The following is an 18,230-nucleotide window of genomic DNA, read 5'->3' as shown; positions in this document are numbered from 1 at the left end:
CCATCAGCGCCTGCTGGAGCCGAGGACCCACCGAGCCCGGCACGTCCCGAGCGAACACCACCGGAGCCTTGCCCACCTCCTCGAGCAGGAGCCGCGTGGCCTCCAGAGCCTCCGGGGCCGTCTTCTCACCGGGGATGACGTCCACGAGCGGGATGAGGTGCGCCGGCAGGTAGTAGTGCGCGGAGAGGACGCGCTCGGGGTGGGTGCAGTCCTTGGCCAGCGCGGTCACACTGAGGGCCGTGGTGTTGGAGGCGAGGAGGGTGCTCGGTGCCGCGAGCCGGTCCAGCTCGCGGAAGACCTGCTGCTTGAGGGCGAGATCCTCGGGGACGGACTCGATGACGAAGTCCTGATCCGCGGCGGCCTCGGCGAGCACGGTGGTGCGCCGGATGCGCCCGAGCGCGGCGGAGGCCAGCTCCGAGGAGAGGAGCCCCGTCTCCACGAGCAACGCCGCATCGCGCTCCATGCGCGCCTGCGCCTGAACGCTGCTCTCCGGACGCGTGTTGAAGAGCGTCACCTGACGGCCGGCGATGGCGAACTCGAGCGCGATGCCGCACCCCATTGCACCGCCACCGACCACGCCGATTCTCTTGATTCGCCTGGATTCCATGACTGGGAGAATCCTCTCCTCCATGGCCAAAGGCAACACGAAGGTAGGATGCGGCCATGTGGCTCCTCCGCTTCCTGCGTTTCGGCGGTTTCATGCTGCTGCTGCTGCCCTGTGCGCTCCCGTTGGTGGTTTCCACTGGACCGTTCCTGGACGACACACGGCTCCAGCTTCGCGCGATGTCCTATCCCAGCGTGGAGGGGACCATCACCCTCAGCGCGGTGAGGAATGACCCGCGAACCAACAAACACGAGTTCGTGGTCCAGTACACCTACGAAGTCGATGGGCGGAGGTACGAGGGGAACCGGTACCGGTATTCCCCGTGGAGGAGCGCTGACTCGGAGGAGATCGGGGCGCTGGTGTCGGAGTTCCCCGTGGGGTCCACCGTCGAGGTGTTCTACCGCTCCGGAGCCCCCGCGGACGCGCTCCTGGATCCCGGCCCGCGGGGCGTCGACCTCATGGAACTGCTGTTCCGCACCTTCTGCACTCTCGGCCTCGGGGGAGGCATCTTCCTGGCGGCGCGCGAGTGGATGACGGCCGGCGCGCCAGTGCCCTCCTTCGAGCGGAACGGTCGCACGCACGTGACGCTGTCCGGCATCAGCCCGGTCATCACCGGCTTCCTCTGGGCGGCCATGACCGCCTTCCTGCTCCTCCTCATCCTGGCCATCGCCATACCGGGGCTCCATGTGTCGCTGCACGTGGCCGTGGGGGCGTGGATCCTCTCGGTGGTCGTGGGAGTGCTCGCCTGGAGGAGGCAGCGGGTGCGTTGGAACGCGGGCCACTACGATCTGATCCTCGACGAGCAGGCCCGGTTTCTCTTGCTGCCGGTGAAGCCCGGCGGCTCGGTGCGGCTCAAGGTGCCGTGGAGCAAGGTCACGTCCCTCACCATTGAAACGAAGATCTCCAAGAGCCGCGAGCGGCTGGACGAGAAGTTCGAGGGCGGCCGGAAAAAGCGGATGGGGAGTGTGTCCTTCCAGCCCACGCTCGGCTTCACCGACGCCAGCGGCAAGCACTGCACCGAGACCCTGGCCAGTTGGAGCGATCCGGAACAGGCCGAGAAGTTCGTGAACTGGCTGAAGGCACGCCTGGGAACACCGTAGACGTCCCACATGCGACGGCGCCGGCCCCCTCGCGAGGACCGGCGCCGTGGTGAAAGGGACGGACGCGTGACTACGGGGTGGTCGCGGTCAGCGACACGCCCGAGTACGCCGAGTAGGCGTACACGGAGACGTACCAGGTCCCGGCGGTCGGGTTGGTGAACGTGCAGGTCTCGGTGTTGCCGCTCTTGTACGGGCGGCAGGTGTACGCCGTCGACGTCGGCTGAGAGCCGGTGCGCACGTAGAGGTCCGCATCACCCGTGCCGTTGAACTGATTCACCGTGAGGCTGGTGCTGCCCGCCGGGACGGTGATGGGGAAGTGCTTCCAGGTGCCGGTCGAGCCCGAGAGGCTGCTCTGGGAGAGCAGCGTCGTCCCGCCGCCGGTGCCGCTGATCTTCGAGGTGATCCAGCTCTCGAAGGACGACACGCGCGCGTACATGCCAGGGTAGCGCGAGTCGGCGCAGCCGTAGCCCCAGCTGACGACGCCCGCCAGCACGCGCGTGGTGCCCTTCATCAGCGTGAGGGGACCGCCGCTGTCGCCCTGGCACGAGTCCTTGCCGGGCGCGGCCGCGGCGAGCTGGTCCGCGGTGATGGTCTCACTCGGGTAGGACGTCTGGGCCGAGCTGTTGCTCACGATGTTCACGTCCACGGTCTGGAGCGTGTCGGGGCTCGAGCCGTTGCTGGAGAGCGTGCCCCAGCCGGTGACGCGCGTGACGACGCCCTCGTTGGTGACGCCCGCGGTCGCGTCGGCCGCCGTGACGAGGCCGATGGCCTTCGCGTTCGCGCCGCTCAGGTCGAGCGGCGTGGACAGGCGCAGCAGCGCCACGTCCTTGCCCTTGCTGGCATCCACGTAGCCCGGGTACACGATGACCTCGGCGACCGAGCGGACCTGTCCGGAGCCGCTGATCGTGGTGGTGCCCGCCTCGACCCGGGCCGGCTTGCTGATGGTCCCGCTGCCGTTGTTCACGCAGTGCTGCGCGGTCAGGATCCAGTTCGCGTTGATGATCGAGCCGCCACAGAAGTGGAAGCCCGAGCTGTCCTGCAGGGACACCTGCCAGGGGTTGGCGGCGATCGTCGTGGCGGTGCCGCCGACGATTTCCTGCTCGCTGGACTGGACCGACTCCTGCGCGTGCTTCTCCTCGAGAGCCTCCGGACCACAGCCAACCACCAGCGACATCGTGCTGGCGATAGCCCAGCGGCGCGCGATCGAACCTGAAAACATGCTGACCTCGGTGAGGGGGGGAAAGGAAACTCCTCCACTGTGGGATGACCGCGTATACCCAGTCAACAGGGAGTTCTCATTTTTCTCTACTTACTGGAACATGAATGCCCGGGCCTCGCGGACGTCGGATTCCAAGCACCTTCCGGATGGGAGACCTCACCATGATTCGCCGCATCACCGTGCTCGCAGGATGCTTCGCCGCACTCACCCTCGCCGCGTGCGCCACGACGCCGCGGCCCCCGGTGGACAAGACGCCTCCCGTGGAGAAGGAGGCGCCCTCCGTGCGCCCCCCCGAGACCGGAGAGACCCAGGTGACGGGGAGCGTCTTCTACCTGGAGCGCATTGCCCTCAGCCCAGAGGCCGTGGTCCAGGTGGAGGTGGTGGAGGTGGCGCCGGAGGGAGGGAAGGAGACCGTCATCGGGCATCGGACACTGAGCAGCCCGGGTCAGGTGCCCATCCCGTTCTCGGTGGGCGTCCCCTCGGAGCGCATCCGTCCCGAGGGCTCCTACGTCGTGCGGGCGCGCATCACGGACGGGGGGAGGACCTTCACCACGCCGGAGCCGGTTCCGGTCCTCACCCAGGGCCACCCGAGCCAGGACGTCCGGGTACGGGTGCGCATCGGCGGTTAGCGAGATGGGTGCGCGCTCCACGCTCTCGGCACCGTCTCGGGGTACGCGTAGGGAGCGGCGCCAGACCCCGCAGGGGCGCGTCCTGGCCAATCGCGATGAAGGGCGCCCAGAAGTGCGGATGTGGCTGCCGAGCGCGCAGTGCCCGCATCGCCCTGCGCAGCGCCGAGCTGCGGCCCTGGCCCGCTAGCAGGTGGTGATAGTAGCTCTCCATGAGCTGGCGCGTCGTGTCGTCGTTGATCTTCCACAGGCTGGTGACCATCGTCTCGGCTCCCGCGACCAATAGAGCGTGGCGCAGGCCGTAGACCCCCTGGCCCAGCTTCACGTCGCCGCGTCCGGTGTCGCAACCCGACAGCACCACCAGCTGGGTGCCCCACAGGTCCAGACCTGCCAGCTCCAGTGCGGTGACGATCAAGTCCCCGCGGTGGACGGCGCCGGGTCGTGCCTCCGAGGTTCGAGCACTCGCGAGCACCAGGCCCGAGCGCAGCAGCGGATGGGAGGGGAGATGCCGCGGTCCTTTGTCACCGACAGCGCCGAAGTACCCCACCGCACGCGTGTCCTCTGAAACGGAGGCGTCACCCAGGAAGAAGCCATGGGTGGCGATGTGCAGGATGCCCGGTGCGGCCAGCTTCAGCAGCGCGTCCTTGGTGGCGGCGCGGCCCAGCAGCAGCTCGGCTTGGGGCAGCAGGCGCTTGATGGCGTAGGCCTCCTCTTCCGCGCCGGGCAATGGCGGCCAGGGCTGGTCAGCGAGGTCCAGATTCCGTGTGAAGAAGTGCTGGAAGGAGGCCGAGCGCTCGGATGGTTTTTGGGTGGCCCGGGCGGCCTGGAGGGAACCGACGGGGGACGAGCCGAACTCAGGGTTGGCCAGGATCACCACCGAGCGTGCGGGAGGGGCCTCCTTCGCGCGGGGCAGCAGCGCCTTTCCCGAGGTGAGGTAGGTGATGTCCCAGTCATCCAAGAGGAAGTGGTGGCCGTCGTGGAGGGCGGCGAAGGGGACGAGCGCGAGCTGGCCGTCCAGCGAGAGGAACAGGTGCCGCACTTCGCCGAGCAATGGCAGCAGTGGACGGAACACTCGTGTGTAGAGGGCCTGGGCCGCGGGGCGATAGGCGACGGTACTGTCCGCGAGTGCCGCGTGCAGTCGCACGGCGGCGTCATCGATGGACGCGGCCGGACCCAGGTCGAGTGCGCGGGTACCGCCATCGGCGAAGAGCAGGAGGGCCAGATAGCGCGGTTCGCTTGGAGTCCGCGAGGGAGGTGTGCCAGGGCTGGGGACGAGAGGGCTGTCACGGTAGGCGACGAATTCGACGAGCACGCTGTTCCGGGGGAGGGACTGGGCCACGAGGCCGATGAGTTTCTCGGGTGGTGGCGGCGCGTAGCGGGAACGTAGCGGCGCCGAGCGTCTGGCGAGGTTGGCTTCGATGTCATCGCCCTGGTCGGCCAGCACCTTGAGGCGCTGCCGGTAGTCGGCGGGAGGGAGCGAGGCGGGGCCGGCCAGCGACAGCGTGGCGAGCTGGGTACGCAAGGTGCGCAGGCGCTCGAAGGTCTCGCGATCGGCCTGATTCAGGCTGCGATAGATGATGCGAGACGTGTCGGCGACTTCTTCAACGGAGCGGCTCTTGCGAAGGAGGACGGTGGTGAGCACGAGATCGCGGACGCGGGCGTCGTCCGGATGCGCGCGGACCAGCGCGTAGAGGCATTCCTCGTAGGCGCGCAGAAGGTGCAGGACGCTGGTCGTACGCTCCTCGGAGAAGCTGAAGACCTCCTGGCGCAGGTGTGCCTCCGAGATGGCGAAGGCCCGCTCGAAGAGCGGCAAGGCCTCGGCGAGGCGCTGCTGGGCGAGGCGGAGCCTGGCGAGGTAATAGAGCGATTCGGCGACGTAGAGGTGGTGCGTGCCAAGGGCCGCTTCCTGGAGTTCGAGCGCGCGCTGATACAGCGGCTCGGCTCGCGCATGGTTCCCCTGGAAGTAATGGAGGCTGGCGAGGCTCTGGAGCGAGCGAGCCACGTCGGGGTGGTGCTTGCCGTAGACTGCTTCCCGAATCGCGAGCGCGTGCTGGAGGAGCGGCTCGGCGCGCGCATAGGCCCCCTGGGAGGAGTAGAGGCTGGCGACGTTGTCGAGCGATTCGGCGGTGTAGGGGTGGTCCTTGCCGAGAGCTGCTTTCCGAATCGCGAGCGCGCGCTCATGCAACTCCTGGGCGCGCGCATGGTCCCCCTGCTCTTCGTGGAGAAGGGCGAGGCTGTTGAGCAATTCGGCGACGTCCGGGTGGTGCGCGCCAAGGGTTGCCTCCTGAGTCGCGAGCGCGCGCTCATACAAGGACTTGGCTCGCGCATGGTGGCCCCGGGCCTTGTAGAGAATGGCGAGGCCGCGCAGCGAGCGGGCCACGTCGGGGTGGTGCGCGCCAAGGGTTGCTTCCTGAATCGCGAGCGCGCGCTCATACAGCGGCTCGGCTCGCGCGTAGAGCCCTTGAAAATAGTGGAGATAGGCGAGGTTGTGGAGCGAGCGGGCCACGTCGGGGTGGTGCTTGCCGTAGACCGCTTCCCGAATCGCGAGGCCGCGCTGGAGGAGCGGCTCGGCCCTCGCGAAGTCTCCCTGCTGGCGACGCGTGTTGCCGAGCAGGTCGAGGCAACGGGCCACCTCCGGATGTGCTTCCCCGTGGTTGGCCGTGCTCAGCTCCAGCGCGCGCTCGATCAGGGGCACGGCCTCGGCGTATCGCACGGCCTCCGCCAGCCGCTGCCCCTCGTCAAATGCCTTCCGCGCCTCCACCCGTCGTGCGTCCGGCGCCTTCTGGTCCTGTATGTAAGGAACACAGCTCAAGAAGATAATGACGGTCGCGGCGAGGGCTCTCTGCATCGTGTGCAGGATTGATACTACAGCGCGACTTCACCCCAAACGGACGGGGTCTTGTCCCCCGGCGGGCAAGCAGGTGCGAGATGTTCGGTTCGTCTCGCCCAGGGAGTGAGCCTCAGCACATCGCCACGGGCGCCTTGACGGTGAAGAGGAGCACGGGGCGGACGAACTCGTGGATCTCCGCGGTGTGCTCGCGCTCGGCGGTGACCCGGTTGCCTCTCCTGCCCGACAGCAGCAGGTGCGCACCCATGAAGACGAAGGTCGTGACGAAGATGGCGGTTTCGATGCTCATACCTGGACAGGGTCCCGCGCCGGGCTTTGTGACCGGTCGACAGGCGCTGTCGCTGAAGCAGGGGGGCAGGCGGGCTCCACGTGCACCACCACATCCACCACCTCGGGATGCGCGGCCTGGATCCGCTGCTCCACCTCGTCCGCCAGCGCGTGGGCCCGCGCGGTGGTGAGCTGCGGATCCACCTCGATCTTCAGGTCCACGTACACGGTGCCCTCCATGCCCCGGCTCCGCACGTCGCGGCACGAGTGCACGCCCGGCACGGCGCGGATGAGCGCCTCCACCTTCAGCGGATCCAACCGTGCCGTGTCCGAGAGAATGCCCACCGCCTGCTTGACGATGCCCCAGCCCACCCGGGCCACCACCACCATCACCACCAGCGTGACGAAGCCGTCCGCCTTCGGGTAGCCCAGCCACACCAGCCCGAGTGACAGCAGCACCGCCAGGCTGACGGCCACGTCCGACAGCGTGTGCCGTGCGTCCGCCAGCAGCAGCGGGCTCTTGAGCTTCTCGCCCTGCCGGCGCTCGATCGTCGTCACGGTCAGGTTGATGGCCAGCGTCACCACCATCACCCCCACCATGAAGGGCGTCACCTGGGGGTGGCGATCATGCAGCAGCGAGTCGAGCGCCATGCGCCCCAGCTCCAGCATGGCGATGCCGATCATCGCCCCGATTCCCAGCGAGGCCAGGGCCTCGAACTTGCCGTGGCCGTAGGGGTGGTCCTCGTCCGCCGGCCGCGAGGCCACGGACATGGCCACCAGCCCGAGCACGTTGGAGCCGCCGTCGATGAAGGAGTGCAGGCCGTCCGCCGTCACCGCCGCCGAGCCGCTCGTCAACCCGAAGACGACCTTGGCCAGCGCCACGGCCCAGTTGGCCACCAGGATGGTGGCGAGCACGATGCGAATCTTGCGGTTGCGCTCGATGAGGGATGCGTCCACGCGCCACACCCTACTGCAATTCAGTTGGGCTGACGGAAGAGGCGCATCCGCGGGCCGCCGCCCATGTCCAGGAAGAATCCGAACGTGAAGCGCACCTTGGAGTCGTTCTCCAGCAGGCCCGCCGGCGGGTTGGGGAAGGGCTGCGCCCGCTTGAAGGACTCGACGGCCTCCAGGTCCAGGAACTCCAACCCGCAGCTCTTCTCGATGGAGATGTCCGCCACCCGCCCGCGCTCATCCAGGGTGACGCTGAGCAGGGTGTGCCGGTCTCGCCCGGAGTAGATGTTGCCCGTGGGGTCTCGCCGCATCAGCGACGCGTTCGGGTTCCACTGCGTGCCCACACTCTGTTTCACCCGGTTGAAGAAGCCCGCGTACTTGAACTCGCGGGTATTGAGGTAGGTGCCCTCGCCCTCCTCGGCGTCCTTGAGGTGGTCGTTGGGCGCCCCGCCGACGATCTGATCCATCACCGCCTGCGAGGGCATCAGCTTGGCGAGCCCCTGAGAGCCCACGCGGCCCTCGGAGCCCTCTTCCCCGTCCGCGCCGTTGCCTTCCTGGATGCGCAGCCGCTTGGAATTGCCCTCGAGCGCCTCGCTCTCGTTGCGGTTGTGCACCTCCATGCCCGGCCCCGGTGCGTTGGGATCCTGCTTGAGGGCGATCTCATGCTTGCGCCTGGCGTCGGGCAGCTCGAAGGCGGGCTTCTTCCCGCCCTCGCTCTGGGGCCGCTCGTCCGCGCCCAGGCCGTTGTTGCCCGCGATCCGGCCTTCCTGCTCCTCGCTCTGCCCCGAGCCCTCACGCGCATCGCGCGCCGTCGTCTTGGGCATGGCGTTCCGGTAGAAGGGCGTCTGCTCCCGCGCGCGCGTCTCCTTCTCCACCTTGTTGTTGTTCTCGGCGAGGTACTTCGCGTCCGGGGCCTCCTGGTTGTTGCCCGGGGCCACGTCCACCACCTGCCCGTCCGGCCGCTTCTCCGGCTTCTTCTCCTCCGGCTTCTTGTCCGGCTGCCGTGCCATCGACGGTTGGTTGGTGCGCGGCGCCTCTCCCCGGTTCTTCGCCCACTCCTGTGCGCTCAGCGGCCGCATGGCCACGGCACTCGCCGGCTTGGGCGGCGGGGGAGGGTGGGGCAGATTGAGCTGGATGATGGAGAGCAGCACGAGGAAGCCAACGATGGCCCCCTGCGCCAACAGGGCGAGCAGGAACGCGACGAGGTAGCGGGTGGGCCGCTCTCGCCTACGCCTGCGCCTGTTTGCCTGCTCTGGAACCGAAGGACCCGTCGACACGCGTGAAGATGATAACCCCTGAACCCGCCCGGTACTCCCGAGACGTTTTCAGGGCGACAACCCGGGGGTCGGCTACCCGCACCCCGTCCCTCTCCCGGGGGGGAGAGGGGTGGTTATTGAACTCCTCAATAGATGGGGGCGACCTCCGCTCCGTTGAAGTAGAAACGGAGGATGTCCCGGTAGCGCTGCCCGGCCTCCGCTCGGCCGATCGCGCCCGTCTGGCACATGCCCACCCCGTGGCCCCAGCCGCCCCCCCGGAAGCGCCAGCCGGTGAGGTGGCCTTCGACATCCCGCTCCTCCTCCACCAGGGCCATGGAGCTGTTCAACATGCCGAAGAGGCGGCGGATGTTCAGCTCGCCCCGTACCTGGGTGACGCCCTTCTCGCCCGCCACCGTGAGAGTGCGCGCCCGGCCGGATACGCCCCGCTCCCCCAGGCTCAGCGCGTGCACCCGGCCCACTCCGAGGTGAGGGGTAAGCCCGTTCACCTGCTCCACGCTGAAGCGTTTTTCCCAGCGGTACTTGCCCGCTCGCGCGAAGGTGGAGAGGCGGCAGGCGGCGGGCAGCTCCGCGCGCAGGTAGTCGGCCAGAGACCCGGGCGTGGGCAGTCCCTCCGGAGGGTCCAGGAGGTCCGGCCGGCCGCGCAGGTTCGGGTTGGGCGGCCCCCCCCAGACGACGTCGTTGTCCTCCGTGTGGCCCCCGCACATCGCGCTGTACACCGAGTCCACCAGCCGTCCACTCGCGGAGAAGAGTCCCTCGCCCCGCGTGGCCTCCACCGCCGCCGTGGTGCTGGCCGCCTCGCCCGTGCGGCCCCGGTACACCGCGCAGTGCTGCTCGGAGCACAGCAGGTAGGGGTCCGCCAGGTGCTTGATGCCCACCTTCGCGAGCACCTCGCCGCGAGCCGTCACCGCCTGCGCCTTCAGCGCTTCCGGGTGCGCCCGCGCGTAGATCTCCGAGGGCACCAGCCCCTTCAACAGCTCCTCCAGCTTCACCACGTTCACCACCGCCAGCGTCCCGTGACGATCCGCCGCGAGCTGGAGCGTGCCCCGGAAGCTCCGGTCCTCGAAGCCGTGGTTGTCGTAGCCGACGTCGTGCTCCACCTGCCGCACGTCGAAGCCGGCCCCGTCCAGCGTCTCCGCGTAGACGTTGTCCTGCGCCAGCCCCACCACATTGCCCGTCTCGTCCTTCACCTCGAGGATGGCGCGGGAGGGGGCGCGGACCTCCTCGAAGAGGGTGGTGCGCACGCCGAACTGGCGCAGCAGCTCCGCCTGGCGCTCGGTGGCCGCCTTCGGGGAGTGCTCCTCCTCCAGCAGCAGCAGGTAGCGCCGGTTGTCGATGACCTTCCCGGCGATGCCGTAGAGCGACCCCAGCACATGGGCGCGCACCGCCACGCCGCGCGCCTGCCACTGGGCCTGCGCCTCCGAGAGCCCCGCCTTGTCCGCGAAGGGCAGCTCCGCGAGCTGGATGCGCGCCGTCAGCTCCGCGGGCGTGCCGTCCGTCACCCGCACCGTCCATACCGAGTTGGCGGGGGCCTCCAGCAGCCGCTCATCGTCTCCACCGAAGCGCAGCCGCATGCGCCCCTTGGGGGAGAAGCGCACCTCGCGGCGGCCCTCCATCAGCCCGATGGGCACCTGCGGATCCCCGCCCCGGAAGTCCAGGCGCTTGAGGCTGTCGGGCGCGGGCAGCTCGGCCCCGGCGAGCACGGGCGCCTCGGGCGAGGGGCCGCTGGGGGGCGCCGGGCGCGCGACGGGCGGCGAGGCGGTAGCGCGCGTGGACCGGAGCGGCTCCGTCTTCGTGACGGACGGGGGCCGGTGCGGGGCGGCACAGGTGGAGAGAAGCAACGCGAGGAGTGGGGGAACGGCCTTGAGCAAAGCCCCCTGACGCTACCTGTGGATGGGATCTCCCGCCACCTCCTGGCCGGAGAGCAGGCGACCATTCGGCGGGGGTGGCGAATACCGGGGTGCGTCACAGGGGTTTGACCTGCTCATGACTTTTCAAGGAGCCAAGATGCGGAAGACTCCAGCGGCCCTCCTGGCCGCCTGCTCGCTGAGCCTGGGCCTGTGGGCCTGTGGTGGTGGTTCCCCTACGGATGACGGCCAGCCGGGCTTCCCGGACAACGCCCCGCGTATCAACGTGCCCGGGGCCACCACCCCCCCGGGACAGCCCGCGCCCATCGGCGCCCAGCCCGTGGCGGATACGCCCGTGGCCAACATGCCCTCGCATGACGGGCACTCCCCCATCGCCCAGCCCTCTCCACAGCCTGGGGTGCGCTCGTCCGCTCCCCAGGGGGAGACGCCGCGCTTCAAGCGCGAGTGGGTGGTGGGCACTTCTGGCAATGATGCCGGTGACGGGAGCGCGGCCCAGCCGTTCCGCTCCATCGCCAAGGCCATCTCCGTGGCCGGCCCGGGCGACGGCATCCGCGTCCTCGCGGGCACCTACGCCGAGCGCCTCGTCATTGGCGACAACGCCAAGGCGGGCGCGCAGGGCTCGCCCATCACCATCCAGGGTGAGGGCAAGCCGCGCCTCGTCCCGGGCTCTGGCTCCGGTGCGCTCATCCAGATGCGGCGGCCGCACTGGATCATCGATGGTTTCGAGGTGGACCTGCAGGGCCAGTCGTTCTACGGGGTGACCTTCCAGGGCAACGTGCAGGGCTCGGTGGTGGCCAACTCGGAGCTGCACCACGGCACGCACGGCGCCGCCGTCACCACGTATGACAGCGCCAATGGTGCGGTCATCGAGAACAACCACATCCACGACTTCGTGAAGCGCGGGGGCAACCAGGACTCGCACGGCGTGGTGGTTCAGCCCACCTCGCGCAACATCACGGTGCGCAACAACGACATCCACGACAACTCGGGGGACTCGGTGCAGTGCCTGGGGCCCGAGGGCTTCAGCTCGCTGCCGCCCGCGGATGGGCTGCTGGTGGAGAACAACCACTTCTACTCCAACCGTGAGAACGCGGTGGACATCAAGACGTGCCACAACGTCACCCTCCGCAACAACAAGATGCACGGCTTCAAGCCGAGCTCCACGGCCAAGGGTGACGCGGTGGTGGTCCACTACTCGGCCCGCAACATCACCATCGAGGACAACGAGGTCTACGACTCGGGCAAGGGCATCTCGGTGGGCGGCAACCACGACGGTCCCGTGCCCAGCGGCGTGGTGGTGCGGCGCAACCGCGTCCACGACATCTCCACCACGGGCGGTGGTGAGGGCACCGGCATCCGCTTCGAGAACTCCGAGGGCGCGGTGCTGGTGAACAACACCGTGACGCGCGTGGCGGGGGCGGCGATCATCGTCGGTCACGGCACCGGCGGCCCCACGAGCAACCTCCGCGTGGAGAACAACCTCGTCTCCGAGTCACCGGTGGCGGTGGATCTCGGCGGTCATCGCCCGGGCCTGAAGATGGGCAACAACCTCTTCCCGGCCGGGGCGCGGTTCAAGGCCGGTGGACAGATGGTGGATCTGGCGCGCTTCCAGCAGGTGGCGGGTGACAGCACCTCCACCACGGGTTCCGCGGGCGCGGCTCCGCCGACCTTCGGGCCGACCTCGGCCGCCGTGGATCGCGGCGCCGACGTGGGTCTGCCGTTCTGCGGCGGAGCCCCGGACATCGGCGCGGTGGAGACCGGCTGCTAGTCGCGACTCGCTGAGTCCGTGAAGAAGAGAAGGCCCGGTGTGGAGTTCGCCTCCACGCCGGGCCTTTCCCTTTGGGGCTCACGCCGCTGGAGGGCGTCAGGCGGCCTTGTACTCGGGCGGCTTCCAGTTCGAGAAGAAGCGCGATTTGAAGCGGGCGCAGTAGCGGACCAGATTCTCCTGGGAGAGCGTGTACTCCTTGAAGTCCGTCTCCACGGGGTTGGCGATGATGCTCACCAGGAACGCGTAGACCACCGCGTCGAAAGAGGTGGGGGCGTCCCCGAGCAGGAACGGCTTGTTGCCCAGCAGTGTCGCCAGCGCGGAGATGTCCTGCTTGGCCAGCGCCTGGACCTCCTCCATGCTGTGGCGGCCCGTCCCCTGGTCATGGAGGACCCCCTGCATCTTCTGGCGCAGCGCCGCCAGGGGCACCTGGCCACCGGTGACCGTGGGGATCATCGTCTCGATGACGGGCGTGTAGGCCCGCCAGCCCGCCTCATCCACCCAGCGCATGTAGACGATGTACCAGTAGGTGCACTCCTCCAGCATGCGCCGCACGGTGTGGCCGATCGCCACCTGCTCCGGGGTCAGCTTCGCATCCAGGGGGTCCCCGTGCTTCTGCTTGAGGTGCTCGATGATGAACTGGGAGTCGCCCATGAGCTGCCCGTCGAGATCGACGTAGGGCACCTTGCCCTTGGGGGCCTTCTGAAGCTCGGCCATCCTCACCTGGTAGGGCAGGCCGACCATCCGGAAGTAGGCCTCCAGTTTGAAGCAGAAGGGGCTCAGGTTGGGGGTACCCCAGGCCATGGGGGTTACATAGAGGGTGATCATCGTTGGTCTCTCATCCAGTTGCGGACTGATCGAGTTGTTCGTTCGTGCGGAGGACCCTCCGGGCGGGTTGGACGATCACCCGGATTCCGCTGAAGGCGGCATTGCCGCTGATTGTATCCACGGCCTGGTCATCCGTGAGGTCGTTGATACTGACACCTACATGCTCGCCGGCCACGCGGAGCTGGACGCCCTCGCGCCCGTGCCCGTAGCCGTGCGGCAGGCTCACCACCCCGGGCATCACCTCGTCCGTCACGCTCACCGGCGCCCGGACCTCGCCCACGCGTGAGGTGATGACCGCCTCCTCGCCCTCGCCCAGGCCCAGTCGCTGGGCGTCCTCGGGGTGCACCATCAGCGTGCAGCGCGGCTTGCCGCTGACGAGCTTGGGCACGTTGTGCATCCACGAGTTGTTGTCCCGCAGGTGGCGCCGGCCGATGAGCCGCAGCGAGCCGTCCTCGGCGCTCCCCGCGTTCGCCGGGAAGGTCTCGCGCAGCCGCTGGACGTCGGCCACCAGCGGATCCGGTGCCAGGTGGATGCGGCGGTCACGCGTGGCCAGCCGCTTGGGAAGGCTCGGCTTCAGCGGCCCGAGGTCCACGCCGTGGGGCTGGGCCTTGAGGCTCTTGAGGCTCAACCCCTTCCGCAACGGGAGCAGCCGCGGGCCGTACGGGCCAGCGCGCAGCCCCAGGTCCAGCAGGCCGTCGGGGCCGAGCGCCTTCAGCGTGCGGTAGGTCAGCGCGCCCTTCACGCGCGGCTCTCCGCGCAGTGTCTCCAGGCGGTGCTTGAGCTCCAGGAGGATCTCCCAGTCGTGGCGCGAGTCCGGGCCCGGCTGGAAGAGCGGCGGCGAGTACTTCGCCGTGTTGCGCACCGCCAGCATGTGGAAGGCGAGGTCGTAGTGGCTCCGCTCCAGGTTCGTGCAGGGCGGGAGGATGATGTGCGCGTGCCGCGTCGTCTCGTTGATGTACGGGTCGATGCTCACCATGAAGTCGAGCGACGCGAGCGCCGTGTCGAGCTGACGCCCGTTGGGCGTGGACAGCACCGGGTTGCCCGCGGAGGTGATCATCGCGCGGATCTGCCCGGGGCCCTGGGTGAGGATCTCCTCGCCGAGCGTGGACACGGGCAGCTCGCCGCCGAACTCGGGCAGTGCGCGCACCCGGCTCCTCCAGCGCCCGTGGCTGCCTCGGCTCATGGTCATCGCGCGGGGTCCGTCCACCAGGTCGAAGGCCGGCCGCGTGAAGAGGGCACCGCCCTCGCGGTCCAGGTTCCCCGTCACCACGTTGAGGACGTTGATGAGCCACTGGCACATCGCGCCGAAGGGGTGCATGGAGACGCCCACGCGGCCGTAGCAGACGGCGGTCTCCGAGTCGGCCAGCTCCCGGGCGATCCGCCGGGTGGTGTCCGCCGGCACGCCGGTGTGGAGCGCGGCCCGCTCGGGGGTGAAGTCGCGCGCCAGCTCGCGGAGGGTGGCCACGCCGACGGAGAACTCCTCGAGCCGTCCGAGCTTCGGTCCCTTCTCCTCCAGCAGCACGTGCAGGAGCGCCAGCAGCCACAGCGCGTCGGTGCCAGGGCGGATGAAGAGGTGCTCGTCCGCGAGGTGGGCGGTCTCCGTCTTGCGCGGGTCCACCACCACCACCCGGCCGCCGCGCCGCTGGATGGCCTTGAGCCGGTCGCGTACGCCCGGCGCGCTCATCAGGCTGCCGTTGGAGGCGAGCGGGTTGGCCCCGAGGATGAGCATGTAGCGCGTGCGGTCGATGTCCGGGATGGGGATGAGGAACTGGTGCCCGAACATCAGGTAGGCGGCGAGATGGTGCGGGAGCTGATCCACCGACGTCGCCGAGAACTTGTTGCGCGTGCGCAGCGTCCGCAGCAGGAGCGGCAGGAAGATCATCGCGCCGTGGTTGTGGACGGTGGGGTTGCCCACGTACACGCCCAGCGCGTCCTTGCCGTGCTCCTTCTGGAGGGCGTGGAGGCGCCGCGTGGTCTCGTCCAGCGCCTCCTCCCAGGAGATGGGCTGCCAGCCGGTGGCGGTGCGCCGGACCGGCTGGCGGAGCCGATCCGGGTCCTCGTGCAGATCCTTGAGCGCCACCGCCTTGGGGCAGATGTGGCCCTTGCTGAACGGATCCTCCTCGTCGCCCCGGATGGAGGTGACGCGGCCATCGGAGGTCTCGACCCGCAGACCGCACATGGCCTCACAAAGGTTGCAGGTGCGGAAGTGAGGCTCGGTGGGTGAGGACGGCTGGCTCATCGTGCGCCTCTAGAGAAGACCACGGAAGGAGGGCCGCGACCTGCGACGGACAGTGAAAGCCAGCAGCGACAGCAGCCCCACCCACCCCGCCGCGCCCGCGTTTCCGGGAACGGAGGAGCAACCCCCGGCGGGCTGCTCGACGTGGACGTTGAACGAGCACCGGGCCGTATTGCCCGCGGCGTCCTTCGCCGTCACCACCACGGACGTATCGCCCGGCTGGAAGCTGCTACCACTCTCGGGGGACATCGTCACGGTGGGCGAGCCCGTCACCCGATCCGTGACGGTGGCCTGGGGTAGCTCCATCGCCACCGGCCCCTTGCCACGGGGCATGACGGTCACGTCCTGCGGGCACATGAGGAGCGGCGGCAGGGTGTCGCTCACGGTGACGGAGAAGGCGCATTCGGACGCGTTGCCCGAGGCGTCCTCGGCCCTCACGTTCACGGAGCTCGTTCCGAGCGGGAAGGTGTCGCCGGAGGCGCGGCTGGTGTGGAGGGAGACCGGGGAGACGAGGTCATCGGCGTTCGTCACACCGAAGTCCACCGGGGCACCCGAGGGCCCCGTGGCCTCCACCTGCACGGAGGCCGGGCACTGGAAGACGGGCGCCGTGGTGTCTCGGACGGTTACCTGGAAGGAGCAGCGCGAGGCGTTGCCGGCACCATCCGTGGCCGTCGCCGTGACGGGCGTGCTCCCGAGCCGGAAGTAGCTCCCCGGGGTGCGGTCGTAGGTGATGGTTGGACGCGAGGCCACGTCCGTGGCCTCGGCGGCGGGCCAGGAGGCGCTGGCGCCCTCGGGAGACACGGCCTCGACGATCTGGTTCGCCGGGCACGTCACCACCGAGGCCGTCGTGTCGCGCACGTGGACGGTGAAGGTGCACTGGTTGCTGTTGCCCGCCTCGTCCCTGGCCGTCACGGTGACCGTCGTCTCGCCCTGCGCGAAGAGGCCTCCGGACGCACGGTCCACGGAGAGGGTGGGGGAGCGGGTGACCGTGTCGGAGGCCAGCGGGGCGGGGAAGGAGACCACCGCGCCGCCCAGGCTCGTCGCCTCCACCGTGGCGTTTCCGGGGCACACCGGCTCCGGCGGCGTGGTGTCCCGCACCGTCACGGTGAAGGTGCACGTGTCCACCAGGCCCGCCGAGTCGCGCGCCGTCGCCGTCACCACGGTCGCCCCGAACGGGAAGAAGCCGCCCGGCTCATGGCTGTAGGAGATGGCGGGCGGGAGCGAGGTGTCGTCGAGCGCCTCGGCCTCCGGGAAGTCGACCCGCGCGCCCAGGGCCTGTTGGGCCTCGTAGGGCATGCTCGCCGGGCAGGTGATGGTGGGCGACGTGGTGTTGGTGAGCAGCGTGCGAGACAGCACCCACGGCTCGCGGCCGTGGCGTCCGTCGTTGGCACCGAAGGCGAGGCTGTCCCCGAAGATGAAGAAGGAGTCCGGGTCCGAGCCGAGCTGCCCGGGGGCGATGTCGTGCAGCACGAAGGTGCCCGCGGCGCTGCCATCCGATCGCCACAGCTCGGTGCCGTGCAGGCCGTCATTGGCTGCGAAGAGGATCACCTTCTCCTCGGGGAGGACGAAGAGCGACTCGGCGAGCACACCGTTCTCAAGCCCCGGCCGGAGGTCGGCGACGCGGGAGGTGCTCGGCTCGGCGAGGTCGGTGCCATGGGTACGCCACAGCTCGCGTCCGGAAATGCCGTCGTCGGCGGTGAAGTAGAGCGTGGTTCCGCTCACCGCGAAGGCGGCGGGCGAGGAGCCTGTCGCGCCCGGGTGGATGTCGGCGACGCGGGAGGTGTCGGTGCCGTTGGTGCGCCACGGCTCGCGTCCGGAAATGCCGTCGTCGGCGGTGAAGTAGAGGAAGCCGCCGCTCACCGCGAAGGTGGCGGGCCCGGAGCCAGCGGAACCCGGGAAGAGGTCCTTCACCCGCACGGCGCCCGCGCTCGAGGTGCCGTCGACCTTCCATAGCTCGGTGCCGGTGGTGGCGTCCTCGGCCACGAAGTAGACGGTTCCCTCCAGCACCCCGGCGATGTTCTTCACGGAGGCTCGCCCCGTCATGTCGCGGATGTCCGTCACGCGGACGGTGCCCGTCTCGGAGCCATCGGTCTTCCACAGCTCGCGGCCGATGCTGGAGTCATCGATCACGAAGTAGAGGTCGCCGCCCACGGAGGTGAACTGGGAGGGCTTCGAGGAACTGGTGCCCGGGTTGATGTCCTTCACCGGGACGGTCTCGGAGCCATCGGTCTTCCACAGCTCGATGCCCCTCGTGGAGTCCTGGCCGGCGAAGAAGAGGAACCCGCCGTGGACGGGCAGCTCGATGGGGTAGCTCGCCTGGGTGGAGAGCGTGACGTTCGCGCCCACCCGGGTGGTTCCGCCGGAAGTGCCATCCGTCTTGTAGAGCTCGGGGACCGAGGCCGTGGGTGACCAGACGGCGAAGAAGAGGTGAGCGTTCAGGACGGTCAGCTGGCTCAAGCCCGCCGAGCCGACGGTGGTCAGGCCCTTGGGGCCCACTTCCTTGAGCGAGCGCGTCCCCGACGCCGTCCCGTCGCTCCGCCAGAGCCTGGGGAGTTCATCCTCGGGGAAGGTGGTGAAGTACAGCGCGCCGCCCATGGCGGTGAAGGGGCCGGGATTGGAGCCCCGGGTGGGCTTGGACTCGGCT

At 69.2% G+C, this 18,230-nt stretch carries 13 protein-coding genes; 3 read left to right on the top strand and 10 right to left on the bottom strand.

Features of this window, described 5'->3' with window-relative positions; genetic code table 11:
- Window positions 1-607: 3-hydroxyacyl-CoA dehydrogenase family protein (locus VF794_RS21220; RefSeq protein ID WP_331113203.1), on the bottom strand; the 607-nt coding region annotated here is incomplete at its 3' end.
- Between the two features lie 56 nt (window positions 608-663).
- On the opposite strand from VF794_RS21220, the gene VF794_RS21215 reads away from it, so the two are divergent.
- Window positions 664-1,704 (top strand): DUF3592 domain-containing protein, encoded by a 1,041-nt coding sequence (locus VF794_RS21215; protein WP_331113201.1) that lies wholly within the window; start codon window positions 664-666, stop codon window positions 1,702-1,704.
- 70 nt (window positions 1,705-1,774) lie between these two features.
- Here VF794_RS21215 and VF794_RS21210 read toward each other — a convergent pair whose 3' ends face one another.
- Window positions 1,775-2,923, bottom strand: coding sequence for a trypsin-like serine protease (locus tag VF794_RS21210; RefSeq protein ID WP_331113199.1), 1,149 nt, complete (start codon window positions 2,921-2,923; stop codon window positions 1,775-1,777).
- A 161-nt stretch (window positions 2,924-3,084) separates the two neighbouring features.
- Here VF794_RS21210 and VF794_RS21205 point away from each other — a divergent pair, with 161 nt between their 5' ends.
- Window positions 3,085-3,552 carry a YbaY family lipoprotein gene (locus VF794_RS21205; RefSeq protein ID WP_331113197.1) on the top strand — a complete coding sequence of 156 codons (468 nt, stop codon included), beginning with the start codon at window positions 3,085-3,087 and terminating at the stop codon, window positions 3,550-3,552.
- Here VF794_RS21205 and VF794_RS21200 read toward each other — a convergent pair.
- The 5 genes from VF794_RS21200 to VF794_RS21180 form a co-directional block, all read right to left on the bottom strand.
- On the bottom strand, window positions 3,497-6,310 hold the full coding sequence (locus tag VF794_RS21200; RefSeq protein WP_331113195.1) for a CHAT domain-containing tetratricopeptide repeat protein: 2,814 nt from the start codon (window positions 6,308-6,310) through the stop codon (window positions 3,497-3,499). The two genes, VF794_RS21205 and VF794_RS21200, sit on opposite strands and share 56 nt — an antisense overlap.
- A gap of 199 nt (window positions 6,311-6,509) precedes the next feature.
- Window positions 6,510-6,686: a hypothetical protein gene (locus VF794_RS21195; RefSeq protein ID WP_331113193.1), complete on the bottom strand. Its 177-nt coding sequence runs from the start codon at window positions 6,684-6,686 to the stop codon at window positions 6,510-6,512.
- Window positions 6,683-7,621, bottom strand: a complete 939-nt coding sequence (locus tag VF794_RS21190; RefSeq protein WP_331113191.1) for a cation diffusion facilitator family transporter — start codon at window positions 7,619-7,621, stop codon at window positions 6,683-6,685. Before VF794_RS21190 ends, VF794_RS21195 begins: the two co-directional genes overlap by 4 nt.
- Window positions 7,622-7,641: 20 nt before the next feature.
- Window positions 7,642-8,892 (bottom strand): TonB family protein, encoded by a 1,251-nt coding sequence (locus VF794_RS21185; RefSeq protein ID WP_414640932.1) that lies wholly within the window; start codon window positions 8,890-8,892, stop codon window positions 7,642-7,644.
- 125 nt (window positions 8,893-9,017) lie between these two features.
- A complete protein-coding gene (locus VF794_RS21180) occupies window positions 9,018-10,760 on the bottom strand; it encodes a SpoIID/LytB domain-containing protein (protein WP_331113189.1) in 1,743 nt (580 codons plus the stop codon).
- A 136-nt stretch (window positions 10,761-10,896) separates the two neighbouring features.
- Here VF794_RS21180 and VF794_RS21175 point away from each other — a divergent pair, with 136 nt between their 5' ends.
- Window positions 10,897-12,525, top strand: coding sequence for a right-handed parallel beta-helix repeat-containing protein (locus VF794_RS21175; RefSeq protein ID WP_331113187.1), 1,629 nt, complete (start codon window positions 10,897-10,899; stop codon window positions 12,523-12,525).
- Window positions 12,526-12,621: 96 nt separating this feature from the next.
- Here the strand turns inward: VF794_RS21175 and VF794_RS21170 are convergent, their stop codons facing one another.
- From VF794_RS21170 to VF794_RS21160, 3 genes are all read right to left on the bottom strand, one after another.
- On the bottom strand, window positions 12,622-13,350 hold the full coding sequence (locus tag VF794_RS21170; protein ID WP_331113185.1) for a glutathione S-transferase family protein: 729 nt from the start codon (window positions 13,348-13,350) through the stop codon (window positions 12,622-12,624).
- A gap of 10 nt (window positions 13,351-13,360) precedes the next feature.
- On the bottom strand, window positions 13,361-15,589 hold the full coding sequence (locus VF794_RS21165) for a molybdopterin oxidoreductase family protein (RefSeq protein WP_331113183.1): 2,229 nt from the start codon (window positions 15,587-15,589) through the stop codon (window positions 13,361-13,363).
- A gap of 9 nt (window positions 15,590-15,598) precedes the next feature.
- On the bottom strand, window positions 15,599-18,230 hold a 2,632-nt coding region (locus VF794_RS21160), incomplete at its 5' end, for an HYR domain-containing protein (protein WP_331113182.1).

It is taken from the genome of Archangium sp., from assembly GCF_036389735.1.
In the GTDB taxonomy this organism is placed as follows: domain Bacteria; phylum Myxococcota; class Myxococcia; order Myxococcales; family Myxococcaceae; genus Archangium.
Note: the sequence above shows the minus strand (reverse complement) of the source record. Positions and strands in the feature narration are given on the sequence as shown.

Bases quoted from the DNA above. Each gene is read 5' to 3' on its own strand.
- VF794_RS21170 (WP_331113185.1), bottom strand. From the start codon at position 13,350: ATGATCACCCTCTATGTAACCCCCATGGCCTGGGGTACCCCCAACCTG.
- VF794_RS21195 (WP_331113193.1), bottom strand. From the start codon at position 6,686: ATGAGCATCGAAACCGCCATCTTCGTCACGACCTTCGTCTTCATGGGT.
- VF794_RS21175 (WP_331113187.1), top strand. From the start codon at position 10,897: ATGCGGAAGACTCCAGCGGCCCTCCTGGCCGCCTGCTCGCTGAGCCTG.
- VF794_RS21215 (WP_331113201.1), top strand. From the start codon at position 664: ATGTGGCTCCTCCGCTTCCTGCGTTTCGGCGGTTTCATGCTGCTGCTG.
- VF794_RS21210 (WP_331113199.1), bottom strand. From the start codon at position 2,923: ATGTTTTCAGGTTCGATCGCGCGCCGCTGGGCTATCGCCAGCACGATG.
- VF794_RS21205 (WP_331113197.1), top strand. From the start codon at position 3,085: ATGATTCGCCGCATCACCGTGCTCGCAGGATGCTTCGCCGCACTCACC.
- VF794_RS21165 (WP_331113183.1), bottom strand. From the start codon at position 15,589: ATGAGCCAGCCGTCCTCACCCACCGAGCCTCACTTCCGCACCTGCAAC.